The following is a 16,524-nucleotide window of genomic DNA, read 5'->3' on the forward strand; positions in this document are numbered from 1 at the left end:
TCAGTAAATTAGCTACTTTGTCAACTCATTTTAAAGCGTTACCACAAAAAAACGTCAACATCCTAATATAGGACGCTGACGCGTGGTACCACCTAAATTGTCGTTACGAAACGACCACTTAATTTATTTTAATGTGATGAGTTAATCCTTAGCAACCTTGGGCATTAACGTGGTTGATTTACACCATACATCAACTCTCTAAACACGCGCTTGCTTATTCCTCTAAGATATTTTTAATATTACCTTAAAATAATGCTATCGTCAAGTCACATTAATAGTGGCGCTACAAATTATTTGCGAGATCGTCTCTCAAAGAAAATGACGGTTGCAATACCTACAACAATCACCAACAGCCATGGCCACAAAATAATTTTTTTCGTTTTTGTTGGTGATGCTTTTTTAGTAGTTTTCTTACTAACAGACACATGAGGCACTACTTTGACTGGTAGTTTTTTTGATGATGATGACGCTTGCGAGGAGGTACTCGAAGCAGATTGTGACGATGATGTTGATGAGCTGCCCGTTGATTCAGATGTCGCATTGGTTGAACTCGCTGATGACGACGACGCAGGCTCTTTATTCTCGCCAATTTTAGGAAGACTGCTCGTATCAAAAACCACACCATAACCATAATAGTGGTTGTAGCGAATTGCTTGAATGTTGACTGTCATGTGACCATCCAAACGCGAGTCCAAATTGGTCGCTGTGAACTGATACTGGTAATAATCTGTATTGCCTTGCGTTGTTCTTGAGATTGCCGGTGTTTGACCATTAAAATCCGTCACAGATACAGGGAAAAGACCCAAATCGTGTGTCGTTCTGATTGTCATAATGACAACATAGTGGTCACCATCAATCGCCACCGTTGCAGGCTTTTGAAAGTATTGATCAGCAACAGATGTTTCTGTTGTGCCATCCTTGACGACCCTAAAGGGCACTGAATAAGTTTCTGCAGATACTGTTTGGGTAACATTAATGAACCCTAATAGTAAACTAACGCAAGTTAGCATAAACCATTGAAATCGTCGCATTAACGCAAAACCTTCTTAAACCAAATACCCAAAGCCAAAACACCAGAAACTAACGCTGCCAAAAGTGGTGCTGCAGTTGTCGTCTCGTTAGTAGCTGTGTTCGGCAATTTTGATGTACTTGATAATTGTGATGTCAAGGGCACGTCATTGCCAATTGTTTGGTCAGACGATACATAATTGTTTGGCAAGTTACTTGGGTTATCTGGCATTGACCACGATGGAATTCGTTTAAAATCGCTTAACTTTAAGTCAACAGGTTGCGTCTCAGTAAATGGCATCGTGCCAATCATCGTCTCCACATGTATTGTCGACTTGAGCGTCTTACCTAATTCAGAAGTTGGTAAAACAACAACAAAACTTTGCCCACTTTTCACCGCAGAGACACCGTCTATAACCCATGTTTTAACCATGTTAATGGTTGCCATATCCTTAAACGCCATTGTAATTATTGCCTGACCATCTTTAATGACGATATAGGCAGTTGGTGATACCATTGATGACATCATTGAATCATTTGTTGTACCAGATTTGTACAATTTAGCTGTCGCCGTGTAAGTACCATTTTGCGACTTTTTGGCAGCTTCTTGTTCTGCTTTGGCTTTAGCAGCGGCTTCTGCCGCCGCCTTATCTTTAGCTGCTTGTTTAGCTTTTTCCGCCGCTGCTGCCTTGACCGCGTCAGCTTTTGCTTTGGCATCCGCCTCAGCCTTAGCTTTTTCTTCGGCAGCAACTTCTTCTGGGTCACGTGCCACAAACTTCAAATCAGTCACATTAATGTCAACCGGTTGGGTTTCAGTAAATGGCATTGGGCCAATCATTGTTTCCACGTGTATGGTTGAATCGAGTGTTTTATTTAAATCTGAAACTGGTAAGACCACATTAAAATTGTTGCCCTTTTTAACCGCAGTAACACCATCAATGACCCAACTTTTTACCATATCACTCGTATTTAAGTCCTTAAATTGCAACGTAATGATGGCTTGTCCATTTTTAATCACAACATTTGCGGTTGGCAACACCATTGACGACATCATTGAATCATCTGTTGTACCAGATTTGTACAATTTAGCTGTCGCCGTGTAAGTACCATTTTGCGACTTTTTGGCAGCTTCTTGTTCTGCTTTTGCTTTGGCCGCTGCTTCTGCTAAAGCCTTAGCAGCCGCTTCCTGTTTAGCTTTTTCCGCCGCTGCTGCCTTGACCGCGTCAGCTTTGGCTTTGGCAGCTGCATCAGCCTTAGCTTTTTCTTCGGCAGCAACTTCCTCTGGGTCACGTGCCACAAACTTCAAATCAGTCAATTGCAAATCAACAGGTTGTTTTTCACTAAAAGTTCCCGCTTGAATACTAATTTCAGAAGTTATAACTTTGTTTAAATCTGCAACTGGCACTGTAACTGTAACCTTCGCACCATCAATCTCAGCGGCCACGCCATCAAAAGCCCAACCAGCTACCATCTTAGCAGTATCAGCCTCTGTAAATGACAACTGAATCGTTGCATTGCCATCTTTTATCACAATGTCAGCTTGGTTAACTAGCATTGTGCTCATTCTTGAGTCCTCACTAGTCCCCGATTTGTGAAAATTAGCAGTTGCCGTGTAACTGCCATTCTGCAAGCTGGAAGCCGCCGTAGTCGTAACAGTCGCTGAGCCAGTTGTGCTTGCAGCGTTCACAACATCACTGTGCAATAACATTGCCCCTGAAACCGCTAAAGTGCCCGCCAGCACCAATACTTTATTTTTCTCCATGATATCCTCCGATAAAAATATGATACTTATCACATGATAAGTATTTTAGTGCGTAAAAAAAGCGCAGCATTTGCCACGCAAGTTTTAATTACAGACATTATTATATTCTAATTTTTAATAAACATCAAATAATTAGCTTAATAGTAACTGGTTACAAAAACATAGTTTAAACTATTGTCTTATTTTTAAGATATCACCAATATTGTTATTTTTTTCACTATATCAAAATATACTGCTAGTTAAATAGATTATATTTTACCAATAGTTCATATTTATCCATGTTACTGGTTTTAACAGCCACCTAAAATGCTATACTAATTGTAATATTATCATTTACAAAACCTATTTGCTTCAAAGAAAGTCAATTTGATGAACGCCATTTTAAAAAGAATTATTACTGATAAAACATTTTTAATTACCTTAATCCTTGCAGTTTTCTCAATAACGTTTGGTATTGTAAAATTATCAGACATTGATGCTAATACTATTACGTCACTAGCGGCATTAATCCTACTCATTACAATTTATCAAGCGCTCAATATACTCAAATTCGTAGCAAATTACATTGTTGCAAAATGTAACACGATCCGTTCTGTCATTTTAGTGCTTTTACTTTGCTCTTTTTTGGGGTCAATGTTTTTTACAAACGACGTTGCAATTTTGACCCTTGTGCCAATTGTTTTTAATATTGCTCAAAAAATTAATGTACCAAAAATATTAACAATCAGTTTATTAACTATATATGCCAATCTTGGCAGCGCTTTAACACCTTTTGGTAACCCACAAAACATTTATTTGGTGTCTCATTACCATCTCGGAATTGGTCAATTTATGATGATGTCGTTACCTTTTGGTTTGGTGGCGTTATTATCCATGTTTGTTGTTTTATTAGTCATCAAAAATCAACCCATTGATGATGTTACTTTACCATCAATTGAAATTAACCAACATAAAACTTGGCTATTGTTAGGCGCCACGTTAATCGTTCTTTTAGGGATTTTGTCAGTCATACCTGTTTATATGGCACTAATCGTTAGTATTTTAGCGGCGGTTTGTTTACAAAAGACGGTTTTCAAACATGCTGATTACGGGATTATTTTAACTTTCGTTAATTTTTTCATTATTGTCGGCGCAATCAGTCGTATCAAATACGTGCAGACTTTATTATATCAACATACCACATCAAGCTTAGAAACGTTTTTTTCCGGTATGATAACTAGCCAATTCATCAGTAATGTGCCTGCTGCTATTCTAATCTCCAAATTCACCCAACATAGTTATGGCTTATATTTAGGTGTCACTGTCGGTGGATTAGGTACGCTCATTGCTTCACTGGCTAACCTTTTAGCTCTACGTCAATATGCTGCTTTATCACATCATCACAGTACGTTTGGATTCTTCAAAACTTTCTCGTTTTTAAACATTGGTTTGCTATTGTTTTTCATAATTGTGGGCTTTATTTTGTTATCAGTTTAAGCAGTGAAAATCATTGCTTCAATTAGTCGTAAGGCACTGTCATTATGGTTTAATGTAACCGTAGCCTTCATTTTGCTTGATTGCCAATTCCACAACGCCTGAAGGAACAATTACGATATTATCTTGTAATTCGGTAGATGAAATATGCCTTTGATCAAGTGAATTTTTGCATACCGAAATAACAACAGAAGAACTAATCAACTTGTTCAACTGCAAGTCAGATTGTTTAACAACTTGCTGAACTGCGCCACCATTAACCAAAAGTTCAATCGTACCCACAATGTCATTGTTTTCGTACCATTCAACTAAATGCTTCAAATTTGAAAGGACCGTTTGCCACTTTTCTGATTCATCAATATGTACAATAACATTCATAGTCTTTTCCCTCACTTGTATAGGCTTAAATATATCCTTATTATAGTACAAAAACTAACCACCAACGCGATGGTCCTATAGTTCCTTGATATTTTTAAACAATGGTTTCATGATGAGAGGCGCCACGATTGTTGTAATCATCACTGTCACAATCATTTCACTTGAGAGATTTTGACTGACAATACCAGAGCTAATGCCAATCTGTATAATGACTAGTGCCATTTCTCCTCGTGATACCATTCCTGCACCAATGGCAGTGGCCACAGAAGACGATAATCCTGATAGTTTTGCACCCAAAAAAGAGCCAATCAGTTTGGTCAAAATAGCTAAAATGCTAAAAATAATTATCGCTATAATCTTGTCAGATGTGCTGGGCAAAGCTAGCGTAAGGCCAATTGACCCAAAGAAAATTGGATAGAAAAACCATTTTCCTGCCATTGCAGTGCCTTTTCCCAAATAGTCAGCTAGGGTATATTTTTTAATGAGTATCCCCACGGTAAAAGCCACTAGTGGCACTAATCCGCCCAATCCCAGTTGACCACCCAAGACAACAGAAAATACTGTCATGGCAATTAAAGCAATCACATCATCAAGAATCGCTGCTGACAAAATAATAGCGCCTAGAGATGTGGCTAATTTCCTTTGCTCAGCTAAAACAGCTAATGTAATTGAAATTGATGTTGCTGCAAAAACAACACCAGCAAACAAAGCAACCCGTAAATCATACCCTAACAAAATAAATGCCAGCGGCATCACTAGCACAGGTACCACAACACCAAATACGGCAATAGCAGAAGATGCTTTAATATGTTGCTTCATGACTTTCAAATCTGATGATAAGCCAGAATGAAACATTAGCATTGCAATGCCTATTTCGGCCAAGAGGTGAATAAGTGCCGTTGACTGCACCCAATTTAACACACTGGTTCCCAAAATAACACCAGCCAATAGCTGCCCTACAACTTCCGAAAATCCTAATTTAACAGCTAATTTTCCTAATAAAATAGTAATAATAATCAGTACAATAATCAGTAAAAATGACACGTGTTTCTCCTTTTTGCAATCAAAAAAACTTCAAAAATGGTTAGTTCCCCGACTAACCAATCTTGAAGTTTTCACCCAACCGATTGCGATTTATTTTTTCCATCATAACACGGTCAATCCATATTTAGCAACCAACCTTTACTAGTACATTGTGATCTTTTTCCTGTTTAGCAGCCATGATATCAGAACTAAGATAACGACAATTGCTAACGCCAAAGTTGCTATTTCAAATAGAGACGTATATGATTTCTTTTCTATAATAATACCACCAATTAATGGACCAATTGCACGACCCGCTGACGACCATGAGTTAACTAACCCTTGGTAGCGTCCTTTGGTGCCCAATGGTGCCAAGTTATTAACTAAGGCCGGAATTGTTGGAATAGCAGTTGCTTCACCGATAGTTAACAAAATCATCGCGACAACAAAATAACCGTAATCATGGGCAAAAACAAGCGTCACAAATGATATTGTCACAAAAATCAGCCCAAATATAATTTGTACAATGTAGTTTTCATAGTAGCGTGACAACCAAATAATAATCACCTGCATGACCATAATCAAGAAAGCATTTAGTGTCCACAATAACGAATATTGACTAAGCGGAATACCTAAATCTGTCATGTATACTGAAAGATTAGAATCCCATTGCTGATACATTGTCCAGATGATCATCAGTGAAATAAACAGCGTAAATAAAACAATCAAATTTGGCTTTGGCACGACAGCTTTGCCTTTATTTTTTTCATCAGAATTTAATGATTTCGTAACGTTTGCACCAGACGAAGAATATTTTGTCCAAGCAATCAATAAAAAGATCAAATAGAGGAAAATAGCAATCATAAAGAGATAAGTTATACCAGCATCATAAACAAAGCCGACCAAAGATGTCCCTATCACAACACCCATGTTCTGAACAAAATAAAGTATTGTAAAGACACGCCGACTATCTTTGCTATCAACGTTAGTTCCCATTGCATAAACCAATGTCGAGTTCCAGCCAGCACTTAATCCGTTCAAAAACAACAAAATACCAAAAGCTGGCCACCCATGAAAAAAAGCTAACAAAATAAAGCTCAATAGCGCGCCAAAAATACCATAACGTATAAGTTGTGCAGGATTAAAACGGTCAAACATTGCACCACCAACATAACTTCCAATCACACTTGCCAATGAATTGAAAAACAAAACAATCCCAATCATTGTTAATGATATCCCCAAATCGTTATGCAAATACACACTGGTCAATGGCCAAATAAAACTCATACCGACACTACTCAAAAAAGCACCTGCTGCCAACCAAATTAACCCAATTTTTTTCATATCACCCTCCTACTTTTGACAACTATAAATAAAAAAATGCCAATAAAAAACGGCTTAGACGCCGATTTTTGCGAAATACTTTGTGATTATCGTTTAATTTAAGTACGATTGGCTCATTGTTGTTTTACCAATCATCTTATCTCTCATTATTTCATATTGTTTGTCATAGCAGTGACCACTTTACTAATTTTTAAATAATCATTACGTTTGGTATGATATAAGAAGATATCAGATGAAACAAGTTGGCGGTGAAACAACTAAAATATTTGTTTTTGAAAGGATTTATTGTGGCAGAAAAAATAATTGCCGAATATTTTGAGATGTGGGTTAAACGCGATTTTACACAACTACAACGCATTTTTTCGAGTAACATCACTTATCACGAATGCACTGGTGCTATGTATATTGGCATGATTGAATTAAAAGCATGGATCAAGGCATCATTACAAAAACAAACTGTTTTAATGTGGCAAATAAAAAACATTCAGCAAATAGATGACCAAACATTTTTCGTCGAGTGGTTTTTCAAAGCTCGAGAAACTCAGAACTACTGCTTTGATGGCGTATCAAAAATTCAATTTGATAATCATAAAATCATTGCCATTGATGAATACGCAGCAAAACACAATATCTATCGACCATATCAAAATTAAGCTAACATATTAAAGAAATAACCAGCACTCAATGTTGAATATTAATTGTGCTAAAAATTACGTGCAATGAACCACGTTAAAAGCATTCGGGAGAGAAATTATGGATGAAAATGGTATCAATGTACCAGCAGAAGTTAAAGGTTGGAATTGGGGCGCTTTTATGTACAACATTTTTTGGGGTATTGGTAATAAAACATACTTACCACTGCTCTGCCTGATTCCAGTTTTCAACTTTGTGTGGATTTTTGTCTGCGGTTTTAAAGGCAATGAATGGGCATGGCAAAAAGGCGATTATAAGGATGTCGAGACATTCAAAGCTGTACAGGCAACTTGGAACCGTGCTGGAATCGTTCAATTTATCATTGCCATCGCAATCATGGTATTGTACTTTATGTTCTTCGCAGCTATTATTTCTTCGGTAGTAAATAGCAATAATTACTGAAAATCATGCACTCGTCGAGTGCGTACATACTTAACATGACAAATAACACCCCTTTCAACATACGGCAATATCATCTGACCAGACTTAAAATAGCTTTGTAATCTTATTTTTATCTAACACTGATTGGCTGCACTCATGAGATATCCAAAATAATTTCAATACTTTTCTGAACAAAGTATTGTACCCACATCGTGTCTTCGGTATCACCAAAATCCTTATAAAATTCCAAAGCTAATTTTTTAAGTTCTTCAGACTTTTGCAAAGCGACATCATCACTATATGGCAAATCATCGGGATAAATATTATCAACCGATACGACTTCATTCGTGTCATTTGTGATTGAATAGCCAATATTTTCTGGTTCGATTAAATAAAATTCTATTTTTTTTGGTAATCCAGCCAAAAAATTTTTAGGGTGTTTCAAATCCGTATTAATAAAACCAGACATCAAGAACTTTTTGTAACTCTCTTTCATAAACCTCTCCTAATTCGTTATTTATCACCACTTGATTGTCTTTTATAAATAATAAAGTAATTCAATAATGATGTAGTGATAACGATACTCGCTAAAATATTAAACCATAAAGCATTTATAATCCAAGATAATAGCATACTACTCAATAAACTAATGTTCATCACATATTCTGCTGTTTTTAGTGTCATGACTGGCTCCCTTTGTTCAAAAACTATTCTTAATGTGATAATACATGATTAATGGTCGTTAATCAAAAAAATCATGATCAAAAGGTATTTACGAAAAAAAACCTATCCTGACAATTAATCATACGAAATCCGATTACAAAAATTTGTTTAATTAACCCATAATGACTTTTTCCCCATGAATACCTCATAATCGCTTTTAATGTACTAGCATGTCTGATATTATTAAGTCAATAAATCATGAACACGAAACGCAAAAAAGTATCATGAAGAACAAACAATTTTAAGGAGAAGGACACACATTATGATTTCTATCGTATCTCTGAATAATAAAAGAAGTTGGCGCGCCATGTTATTGGAAAAAATAATCCGACCCATCCCCTTAGTCAAAGACGAAAGAAAGGAGCAAAATTTTGAAAAAGCACTGATTGATAGTGAAACACCCTATCAACTACCCAAAGCAGCGCAAAAAAAATTCAACATTCACAAAGTTGCGCAAATAGATGAAACTACTTTTGAAATACAGCCACAAAATAACAAAATTTCTAAAACGATATATTACCTTCATGGTGGTGCCTACTGGTGGCAACCTTCTAATTTACACTTCAAAATGCTACAAAAATTAGCTGATGAGAATCAAGCAAGAGTCATCATGCCAGTTTATCCCAAATCGCCACGCTACACTGCTGACGATGTGTTGCCATATATCTTAGATAACTACAAAAAAACGATTAACAAGTACCATATTATGTCATCCGCGCTCACTTTGATGGGCGATTCTGCCGGTGGTGGTCTTTGCTTGTCACTATTACAATTATTAGAACATGAAACAATAGCGCAACCCCATCGTGTTATGTTATTTTCTCCTTGGCTAGATATCAGCAACTCAAATCCTGACATGAAATCAATTCAGCACACGGATCCGCTCCTAAATATAGAAGCACTAGCTTATCAAGGTGAAATATATAGTGGTAGCTTCAAGACTGACGCGCCTCTTGTTAGCCCAATCAACGCTGATTTCAGCAAATTCCCACCCGTTGATATTTTTTCCGGTACGCATGATATTCTCTATGCCGATGTGAAAAAATTATCACGTCGCGATAATGATAATGTCAATTTCTATATTTTTCCTAAAATGAATCATGTATTTGTTACTTTTCCCATCCCAGAAGCTGAAAAGGCGCTGAATATTGTCAAGCAGTCAATCACGCATTGATCAGTATTTGTCTGTGGATAACTTTGCTTTCAACCCCTTCATTAAAAGCAAAACCACGTGCTAAGCGTTTAGTTTTTAAAACTTAGGAGCCAATCACTGTCATTGCGTTGTTAATCATTTTAAAATAACGAGAATAATGAGACTATCAAACTAGTAACAGGACAAAATTTAAAAATTTCCACTATTTAACATTAATGGCAATACCTACAACCAACGCAATAAACTATTGCCCCGAAAAATTAAAACATAGGAGCGTTTTAAAATGCAATCGTATGGTAGTAAAGATGAGTTAATTATGGCCATTAAGACTAACTATCAAAAATACATCAATGAATTTAGTAACATACCAAATGATTTGAAAGATAAACGCATTGAAGAAGTCGATCGCACACCAGCTGAAAATCTTTCATATCAACTTGGCTGGCTCACCTCGTTATTAAGTTGGGAACGAGATGAGAAAGCAGGTAAAAAAGTTGATGTACCAGCAAAAGGCTACAAATGGAACAATCTAGGTGGATTATATACCTCGTTTTATGAAACTTACAGTAACTACTCGTTAACAGAATTGATTGAATTATTAAACTCACGTGTGGCAGAACTCTGCCACTTAGTTGAATCACTGCCGGACGATGTCCTCTTTGAACCGAATAAACGTCAGTGGGCAACGACACCCGCACAATGGCCAGTATGGAAATGGGTTCATATCAATTCTGTCGCACCGTTTAAAACATTTAGAACCAAAATTCGCAAATGGAAAAAGCACTCCCTATGAATTAGACACATCTTTCCTCAGTGACATGAAACGAAAAATAACGAGCTATTTTAACAGGAAAGCCAACTTTGTGTCTCACTTCCTTGCATACATTGATTACCGGAGCGCAGATAATAAAATGACAAAAGCAACTCTTTTTAGAACAATTGCCACACTAGGATTTTTAGGCACATTTCTATATAAACTCTCAACAAATACTTCCTCAATATATTTGTCTGCAACTCAAGTTATACTCCTTGTTATATTGTGGATTGCCCTGGCAGTTGATAGATACAAGAACACGCACTCAAAATCATATTTAAAATGGGACTTATTTTTGGTTGGCGTGTCAGCATTACTATTAATCGCAATAATCGCGCTTTTTAGGTAATTAGTTCGGTACTTAACATCAAATAGTACGTGAAGAACCACATTAAAAGCATTCAATAAAACAGTTAGGAAAATAAACAATGTCAAAAGATAGTCAAGAAACTAATACACAAACAGTAGCTTATGGTTGGCAACTAATTACACCCGAAAACACAATCGTTACCGATAATGAACAAGGCAATATCGTCATTGGGGATAGTTCTAATGATTTTAGTGGTGGACCATTTATAGTGTTAAAAGTTAACGAAAACGAAGCCACGGTAAAAGCTAGTAGGTACTTTGAACAAGGTGTATCAATTACCTTAGATAAAAAGATTGTTGTCCAACGCCGTCCTGATATTGAGTTAGATGACTGATTAGCTAGTATAAAAAAGCACTCACTGAGTGAGTACATAAAGATATATGGGAAGTTCGCCATGCAAAAAGAATTAAAAAGAAGTATTAAAAACGCTGGTTTGATGTTAAGTCACATGAAATTTAGTGAGTCTGACTTTGCTACCGTCATTGAAACTAATGTTATCAAATACAATGATGAAGCTTGGCGCCTTGCTATGTTGATGAATGCTTCTATGTATAACTATTCATTAGGTTTATCAGAAACTAACGAAGGTGCTATAAAATGTGCCGAATTTTTGTTTGAGCATGAAGCAAACAAAGAAATATTAGCACTCATACGAGAGTCAGAAAATCTATAACGTCATTGTCAGACACAAAGGCAATCACAGGCAAGTGCGGAAACAGTTTTTATAGATGTTAATTTTTATTCAAAACAGGAGAATTAAAACATGTTTATTGGAAAAAATGTAAAACTATCACATTATCATGAAACAGATGGTGAAAACTTAGCAAACTGGCAATGGGATGAAAACTTCCTGTCCACATTAACTAGTGATATGATTCATCCTTACCCAGCTAATGACTGGGAAAAAATATTTTTAGAAAACACTGACAGTTCTGAAAATGTGGCGTTCACAATCAGAAAAACAAATGATGATAATTTGGTTGGTTATGTGACGCTAACCGACATTAGCGTTCGTAATCACTCCTGCGAATTGGGGATTGGTTTTCCTAAAGCTGAAGACCGTTCTAAAGGCTACGGTACAGAAGCAATGAACCTGATTCTTGATTATGGTTTTAATAACCTTAATATGCATAAAATCAAGTTATCCGTCTATCCATTCAATACTGGTGCCGTAAAAGCATACACAAAGGTCGGTTTTGTCAAGGAAGGTACCACAAAAGATGAAATTTTTTATGATGGCAAATGGGTTGACATTGATTACTATGCCATCTTTCAAGATGACTGGTTTGCAAAGCAACGTTAATCACGCTCACAATAGAAAAAATGCACCGCCCTCGATTTTAGCAACAATAATCAATCACACTAACGGCAAATACACCAAAAAAATATGGTAAAGCATTCGAAAAGACAACATAATTTTTCGCTTACCAAAAAGTCAAGTACTAAATGAGTTCAGCACTTGACTTTTTTATTGATTTTTCTTTTGTGTCATTAACATTAAGCATAGTACTACCAAAGTGGTGCCCAGAGAAACAAAACCTGTAGTATCCATTGTTTGTCCGACCATAATCCATGATATAAATACAGATATATATAGCAAATAATCCCACCAAACCAGCTCAATTTCACGATGCTTGTGGCTTCTGTACACCAAATAACAGCCAACTAGTACAATTAAAACAATAACAACCCAATAAATCATCTGCCACATCATCTTTCTCTCCCCTAAATCACTCAATAATAGCAATCATTAATTCTTTCTTTGACAAAGCCATACAAACGTCCTTCAACTTATTGATTTTTGGTAATTTTATCGACACTGCCATCAAGTATTTCAAAAGAAAAGGCGTTACATCAAGGTTTTGAAACCCTATGCAACGTCTTGAAATGCTAAAATGGATCTGAGGGGAGTCGAACCCCTGTCCAAACCGTCCGATACATTGGCGCCTACGCTTATAGTGCTATCATTTGAATTTCATCAATTTGTACGCCATAACACACGGCTAATCAAATTAACTAATCTGATAAATTTAACATTGCCATTCCAGATGTAAACAACAAAGCGATCTGACCTTTTATGGCCTAATCTCAGACGTCAGAAACCAAGATTAAGCTACGTATTGCTGGTTTTTAAGCAGCGATTGCGTAAGAGTTTTCGTTTTTTGCAGTTAAAATGTCTGCCCGTTTAACGCCCGGACGGCGAAACGCAGCCAATGCTCTAAACAGCCTGTCGAATTCCAAAAAACAGACCCAAAATATAATGAACCATTTATTATAAACTGTCATCATATTAATTGTAACACAGGTTAAATATCAATCATGTTTAAAAAGCTCTAAAACGCGCACGTCGTTGATTGACTAGTTCACTCGGTGTTAACTGGTTCAGCGCTTTAATTTCGTCATCCAGTCTTTTTCTGATTAAATTAAAGACACGGGGATGATTGTGCGATTCCGGCACAATATACTCAATAATGTCTTTTTCAAACAAATCCTTTGCTGTTAGCCCCATAACGGCGGCAGCTTCATCACTGCGCTTACTATCTTTCCAAAGAATTGATGCAAATCCTTCTGGCGACAAAATAGAATACGTGGCATTTTGAAACATCCATACTTGGTTAGCAGTGGCAAGCGCTAGTGCACCTCCCGAACCACCTTCACCATAGACAATGGCTATCATTGGCACCGTCAGCTTCATTGATTCAAGTATAGACTTGGCAATCGCTTCGCCTTGTCCCTGTGCTTCAGCCTCTTTGCCCGGAAAGGCACCCGGTGTATTGATAAACGTGATAATTGGTCGATGGAACCGTTGCGCTTGCTGCATTAAACGTTGCGCCTTGCGATAGCCCCAAGGCTCTGGCGAACCGTTGCGTTTACTCAACTTATCATGAATATCAGTTCCCTTGTCAATGACAATAATCGTCACTGGCTGACCATTTAAAGCCCCAATCCCACCAATAACGGACATATCATCCCCGCTCAATCGATCACCATGTAATTCAACAAAATCAGTGAATATACCATCAATAATTTCACGTGCCATGAAGCGATCTTCTCGAGATTTTTTTACGACTTGGGCTGGCGTCAATTCACGCTTGAAAATTTTCAAACTATTCAAAATATCTGCTGACATATTATTCCTCTAGACTTGTATGCAACTTAACAATTTTAGCAATCATTGGTGCCAACGACTCACGTGGTACAATTTGATCCACAAAACCATTTTCTAATAATGTTTCAACACGCTGGAAATCTTTAGGTAATTTTTCATGAATTGTAGATTCAATCACGCGAGCGCCTGCAAAACCTACCAATGCATGAGGCTCAGCTAAAGTGATATCACCTTGCATGGCAAAACTAGCCGTCACGCCACCAGTTGTTGGGTCTGTCAAAACCACAAGATACAATAAACCAGCCTCTTGGTGTTGCGCCACAGCAGCCGAGACTTTGGCCATCTGCATCAACGACTGAATTCCCTCTTGCATTCTCGCCCCACCTGAAGCCGTGAATAGTACCACTGGCAAACGATGAGATGTTGCATATTCAAAGAGACGCGTAATCTTTTCACCAGTCATTGAGCCCAGTGAACCCATCATGAAATATGAATCCATGACACCTAATGCCACTTTTTGTTGTTGAATTATTGCCAGACCAGTCAGCACAGATTCACCTAACTCTGTTTGTGATTGCGCTCGTGCTAACTTCTCAGCGTAACCCGGAAATTCTGGATTAGTCATTTGAATATCGGCATCCATTTCTTCAAAACTATCAGTTAACAAACTGACACGTTCGCGTGCTTGCAAACGAAAGCCATAGCCACAATTGGCACATACTCGAAATTCCCCAAGTTGTTTATTATACATCTGAGCACCGCAATAAGGGCAAGCAAGGAAAAGGCCATCTGGAATACGATCATTCACAGACGCATCACGTTTGATTTTTTCCTTCGAACTTTTATTTTCATATAAATCCATTTTTCTCTCCATTATAACAATACCGCACACGTTAGACGCATACGGTAGTCATTTTATTGATTATCTGGCAATGTTTGTGTCCATCTTGGCAAAAATTCAGTTTCCAAATAGCGTGTGTCAAATTCGCCACGTTGAACCTGTGGATCAGCTAACAGAGATTTTTGAAAATTACGACTCGTTGCTACACCACGTACAACAGTTTCATCAACCACACGTTGAATCTTTCTCATGGCTGTTTCACGATCATCGGCCTTAACGATTAATTTGCCAATCATAGAATCGTAAAATGGTTGAATTTTATCGCCATTAAATAAGGCTGAATCAATACGCACACCCGGTCCACCAGTTGGCAAAAAAACAAAATCAATCGTTCCAGCACTAGGTGCAAAGTGTTTTTCTGGCTGCTCAGCTGTCAAACGTACTTCGATAGAGTGGCCTTTAACGATCACGTCATCTTGAACCACCGGTAAATCTAAGCCTGCAGCAACTTGAATTTGTAACTTAATTAAATCTAATCCCGTTACCATTTCAGAAACTGGATGTTCTACTTGAATACGTGTATTCATTTCCATAAAGTAGAAATGACCATCACGATCTTGCAAAAATTCAATGGTGCCAGTATTTTCATACGCCAAAGCCTTTGCGGCTTTAGTAACAATTTCGCCAAGATGTGCACGCATTTCAGGTGTCACACCAGTAGCTGGTGATTCTTCAATCACCTTTTGATTATTTCTTTGTAATGAACAATTTCGTTCTGGTAAATAAACAACATGACCATTTTCATCACGGAACACCTGCATTTCAATGTGGCGGACACGTGACATAACTTTTTCAATATACATGTGATCATCGCCAAACGAAGCACGTGCTTCGTTCTGAGCATCATCAAATTTATCTGATAACTCATCCTCACCGTAAACAAAACGCATGCCTTTACCGCCACCACCAGCGGCAGCTTTCAGCAACAAAGGATAACCAATTTTATCAGCAACCGTTTTTGCTTCATGAAAATCACGGATAAATCCCTCTGAACCCGGAATTACTGGTACGCCGGCACGCCGCATTTCTTCACGTGCGTTAGCTTTGTTACCCATTAACTCAATTGTTTCTGGCCTAGGACCAATCCATTTAATACCAACTTCGCCAACCATTTCAGCAAACAATGTATTTTCAGCTAAAAAACCGTAGCCCGGATGAATTGCCTCGGCTCCCGACAGCAGGGCTGCACTTAAAATATTTTTCATATTTAAGTACGAATCTTTAGGTTTCGGTCCCCCCACAGCAATCGCTTCGTCAGCGATTTGCACGTGTAAACTATCTTTATCGGCTGTCGAGTAAATAGCGACTGAAGCAATCCCCATTTCTTTTAACGTTCGAATGATACGAACCGCAATCTCACCACGATTAGCAACAAGCACTTTTTTAAACATG

At 37.5% G+C, this 16,524-nt stretch carries 19 protein-coding genes and 1 other RNA gene; 8 read left to right on the top strand and 12 right to left on the bottom strand.

Features of this window, described 5'->3' with window-relative positions:
* Positions 1-290 precede the first annotated feature (290 nt).
* On the bottom strand, positions 291-1,031 hold the full coding sequence (locus tag IAE53_RS08105) for an NEAT domain-containing protein (protein WP_188353217.1): 741 nt from the start codon (positions 1,029-1,031) through the stop codon (positions 291-293).
* Positions 1,031-2,770 carry an NEAT domain-containing protein gene (locus IAE53_RS11430; protein ID WP_233610713.1) on the bottom strand — a complete coding sequence of 580 codons (1,740 nt, stop codon included), beginning with the start codon at positions 2,768-2,770 and terminating at the stop codon, positions 1,031-1,033. The genes IAE53_RS08105 and IAE53_RS11430 overlap by 1 nt, the downstream gene beginning before the upstream one ends.
* 369 nt (positions 2,771-3,139) lie before the next feature.
* On the opposite strand from IAE53_RS11430, the gene IAE53_RS08120 reads away from it, so the two are divergent.
* Positions 3,140-4,246 (top strand): SLC13 family permease, encoded by a 1,107-nt coding sequence (locus IAE53_RS08120; RefSeq protein ID WP_188353218.1) that lies wholly within the window; start codon positions 3,140-3,142, stop codon positions 4,244-4,246.
* 42 nt (positions 4,247-4,288) lie between these two features.
* On the opposite strand, the gene IAE53_RS08125 is transcribed toward IAE53_RS08120, so the two are convergent.
* The 3 genes from IAE53_RS08125 to IAE53_RS08135 form a co-directional block, all read right to left on the bottom strand.
* Positions 4,289-4,621 carry a DsrE family protein gene (locus tag IAE53_RS08125; protein WP_188353219.1) on the bottom strand — a complete coding sequence of 111 codons (333 nt, stop codon included), beginning with the start codon at positions 4,619-4,621 and terminating at the stop codon, positions 4,289-4,291.
* Between the two features lie 75 nt (positions 4,622-4,696).
* Complete coding sequence (locus tag IAE53_RS08130) at positions 4,697-5,665, bottom strand: cation:proton antiporter (RefSeq protein WP_188353220.1); 969 nt, start codon at positions 5,663-5,665, stop codon at positions 4,697-4,699.
* 141 nt (positions 5,666-5,806) lie between these two features.
* Complete coding sequence (locus IAE53_RS08135; RefSeq protein ID WP_188353221.1) at positions 5,807-6,988, bottom strand: MFS transporter; 1,182 nt, start codon at positions 6,986-6,988, stop codon at positions 5,807-5,809.
* Between the two features lie 287 nt (positions 6,989-7,275).
* Between IAE53_RS08135 and IAE53_RS08140 the strand changes: the two genes are divergently transcribed.
* Both IAE53_RS08140 and IAE53_RS08145 read left to right on the top strand, forming a co-directional pair.
* Positions 7,276-7,641: a nuclear transport factor 2 family protein gene (locus IAE53_RS08140; protein WP_242019387.1), complete on the top strand. Its 366-nt coding sequence runs from the start codon at positions 7,276-7,278 to the stop codon at positions 7,639-7,641.
* Between the two features lie 100 nt (positions 7,642-7,741).
* A complete protein-coding gene (locus tag IAE53_RS08145; protein WP_114667355.1) occupies positions 7,742-8,083 on the top strand; it encodes a ribonuclease G in 342 nt (113 codons plus the stop codon).
* 133 nt (positions 8,084-8,216) lie between these two features.
* Here the strand turns inward: IAE53_RS08145 and IAE53_RS08150 are convergent, their stop codons facing one another.
* Both IAE53_RS08150 and IAE53_RS08155 read right to left on the bottom strand, forming a co-directional pair.
* Positions 8,217-8,558: a hypothetical protein gene (locus IAE53_RS08150; RefSeq protein ID WP_148423521.1), complete on the bottom strand. Its 342-nt coding sequence runs from the start codon at positions 8,556-8,558 to the stop codon at positions 8,217-8,219.
* A gap of 17 nt (positions 8,559-8,575) precedes the next feature.
* Positions 8,576-8,746 carry a hypothetical protein gene (locus tag IAE53_RS08155; RefSeq protein ID WP_200136281.1) on the bottom strand — a complete coding sequence of 57 codons (171 nt, stop codon included), beginning with the start codon at positions 8,744-8,746 and terminating at the stop codon, positions 8,576-8,578.
* A gap of 301 nt (positions 8,747-9,047) precedes the next feature.
* Between IAE53_RS08155 and IAE53_RS08160 the strand changes: the two genes are divergently transcribed.
* The 5 genes from IAE53_RS08160 to IAE53_RS08180 all read left to right on the top strand — a co-directional run bounded on the left by IAE53_RS08160 (position 9,048) and on the right by IAE53_RS08180 (position 12,425).
* A complete protein-coding gene (locus IAE53_RS08160) occupies positions 9,048-9,959 on the top strand; it encodes an alpha/beta hydrolase (RefSeq protein ID WP_148423520.1) in 912 nt (303 codons plus the stop codon).
* Between the two features lie 262 nt (positions 9,960-10,221).
* Positions 10,222-10,731, top strand: coding sequence for a ClbS/DfsB family four-helix bundle protein (locus IAE53_RS08165; protein WP_148423519.1), 510 nt, complete (start codon positions 10,222-10,224; stop codon positions 10,729-10,731).
* Between the two features lie 449 nt (positions 10,732-11,180).
* The gene (locus IAE53_RS08170; protein ID WP_148423518.1) at positions 11,181-11,456 is read left to right on the top strand and encodes a hypothetical protein; all 276 of its coding nucleotides are present in this window, start codon (positions 11,181-11,183) and stop codon (positions 11,454-11,456) included.
* A 60-nt stretch (positions 11,457-11,516) separates the two neighbouring features.
* The gene (locus IAE53_RS08175; RefSeq protein WP_148423517.1) at positions 11,517-11,795 is read left to right on the top strand and encodes a hypothetical protein; all 279 of its coding nucleotides are present in this window, start codon (positions 11,517-11,519) and stop codon (positions 11,793-11,795) included.
* Between the two features lie 90 nt (positions 11,796-11,885).
* The gene (locus IAE53_RS08180; protein WP_148423516.1) at positions 11,886-12,425 is read left to right on the top strand and encodes a GNAT family N-acetyltransferase; all 540 of its coding nucleotides are present in this window, start codon (positions 11,886-11,888) and stop codon (positions 12,423-12,425) included.
* Between the two features lie 165 nt (positions 12,426-12,590).
* Here the strand turns inward: IAE53_RS08180 and IAE53_RS08185 are convergent, their stop codons facing one another.
* The 5 genes from IAE53_RS08185 to IAE53_RS08205 all read right to left on the bottom strand — a co-directional run bounded on the left by IAE53_RS08185 (position 12,591) and on the right by IAE53_RS08205 (position 16,523).
* Entirely contained in the window at positions 12,591-12,836 is a 246-nt protein-coding gene (locus IAE53_RS08185) for a hypothetical protein (protein WP_148423515.1), read from the bottom strand.
* Between the two features lie 179 nt (positions 12,837-13,015).
* Positions 13,016-13,374, bottom strand: a transfer-messenger RNA (tmRNA) gene (gene ssrA / locus IAE53_RS08190).
* A gap of 71 nt (positions 13,375-13,445) precedes the next feature.
* Entirely contained in the window at positions 13,446-14,252 is an 807-nt protein-coding gene (gene accA, locus IAE53_RS08195) for a carboxyltransferase subunit alpha (RefSeq protein ID WP_148423514.1), read from the bottom strand.
* Between the two features lies 1 nt (position 14,253).
* On the bottom strand, positions 14,254-15,093 hold the full coding sequence (locus tag IAE53_RS08200) for an acetyl-CoA carboxylase carboxyltransferase subunit beta (protein ID WP_148423513.1): 840 nt from the start codon (positions 15,091-15,093) through the stop codon (positions 14,254-14,256).
* A gap of 53 nt (positions 15,094-15,146) precedes the next feature.
* A complete protein-coding gene (locus IAE53_RS08205; protein ID WP_148423512.1) occupies positions 15,147-16,523 on the bottom strand; it encodes an acetyl/propionyl/methylcrotonyl-CoA carboxylase subunit alpha in 1,377 nt (458 codons plus the stop codon).
* Position 16,524 lies beyond the last annotated feature (1 nt).

Origin of the sequence: Leuconostoc sp. S50, from assembly GCF_016624925.1 — a bacterium.
Classification (GTDB): domain Bacteria; phylum Bacillota; class Bacilli; order Lactobacillales; family Lactobacillaceae; genus Leuconostoc; species Leuconostoc pseudomesenteroides.

What these genes read in the sequence shown, in the direction of transcription:
- IAE53_RS08205 (WP_148423512.1), bottom strand. Translation starts at nt 16,523, where the DNA reads ATGTTTAAAAAAGTGCTTGTTGCTAATCGTGGTGAGATTGCGGTTCGT.
- IAE53_RS08125 (WP_188353219.1), bottom strand. Translation starts at nt 4,621, where the DNA reads ATGAATGTTATTGTACATATTGATGAATCAGAAAAGTGGCAAACGGTC.
- IAE53_RS08200 (WP_148423513.1), bottom strand. Translation starts at nt 15,093, where the DNA reads ATGGATTTATATGAAAATAAAAGTTCGAAGGAAAAAATCAAACGTGAT.
- IAE53_RS08145 (WP_114667355.1), top strand. Translation starts at nt 7,742, where the DNA reads ATGGATGAAAATGGTATCAATGTACCAGCAGAAGTTAAAGGTTGGAAT.
- IAE53_RS08180 (WP_148423516.1), top strand. Translation starts at nt 11,886, where the DNA reads ATGTTTATTGGAAAAAATGTAAAACTATCACATTATCATGAAACAGAT.
- IAE53_RS08160 (WP_148423520.1), top strand. Translation starts at nt 9,048, where the DNA reads ATGATTTCTATCGTATCTCTGAATAATAAAAGAAGTTGGCGCGCCATG.
- IAE53_RS08185 (WP_148423515.1), bottom strand. Translation starts at nt 12,836, where the DNA reads ATGATGTGGCAGATGATTTATTGGGTTGTTATTGTTTTAATTGTACTA.
- IAE53_RS08155 (WP_200136281.1), bottom strand. Translation starts at nt 8,746, where the DNA reads ATGACACTAAAAACAGCAGAATATGTGATGAACATTAGTTTATTGAGT.
- accA (WP_148423514.1), bottom strand. Translation starts at nt 14,252, where the DNA reads ATGTCAGCAGATATTTTGAATAGTTTGAAAATTTTCAAGCGTGAATTG.
- IAE53_RS08170 (WP_148423518.1), top strand. Translation starts at nt 11,181, where the DNA reads ATGTCAAAAGATAGTCAAGAAACTAATACACAAACAGTAGCTTATGGT.
- IAE53_RS08175 (WP_148423517.1), top strand. Translation starts at nt 11,517, where the DNA reads ATGCAAAAAGAATTAAAAAGAAGTATTAAAAACGCTGGTTTGATGTTA.
- IAE53_RS08105 (WP_188353217.1), bottom strand. Translation starts at nt 1,031, where the DNA reads ATGCGACGATTTCAATGGTTTATGCTAACTTGCGTTAGTTTACTATTA.
- IAE53_RS08120 (WP_188353218.1), top strand. Translation starts at nt 3,140, where the DNA reads ATGAACGCCATTTTAAAAAGAATTATTACTGATAAAACATTTTTAATT.
- IAE53_RS08165 (WP_148423519.1), top strand. Translation starts at nt 10,222, where the DNA reads ATGCAATCGTATGGTAGTAAAGATGAGTTAATTATGGCCATTAAGACT.
- IAE53_RS08150 (WP_148423521.1), bottom strand. Translation starts at nt 8,558, where the DNA reads ATGAAAGAGAGTTACAAAAAGTTCTTGATGTCTGGTTTTATTAATACG.
- IAE53_RS08135 (WP_188353221.1), bottom strand. Translation starts at nt 6,988, where the DNA reads ATGAAAAAAATTGGGTTAATTTGGTTGGCAGCAGGTGCTTTTTTGAGT.
- IAE53_RS11430 (WP_233610713.1), bottom strand. Translation starts at nt 2,770, where the DNA reads ATGGAGAAAAATAAAGTATTGGTGCTGGCGGGCACTTTAGCGGTTTCA.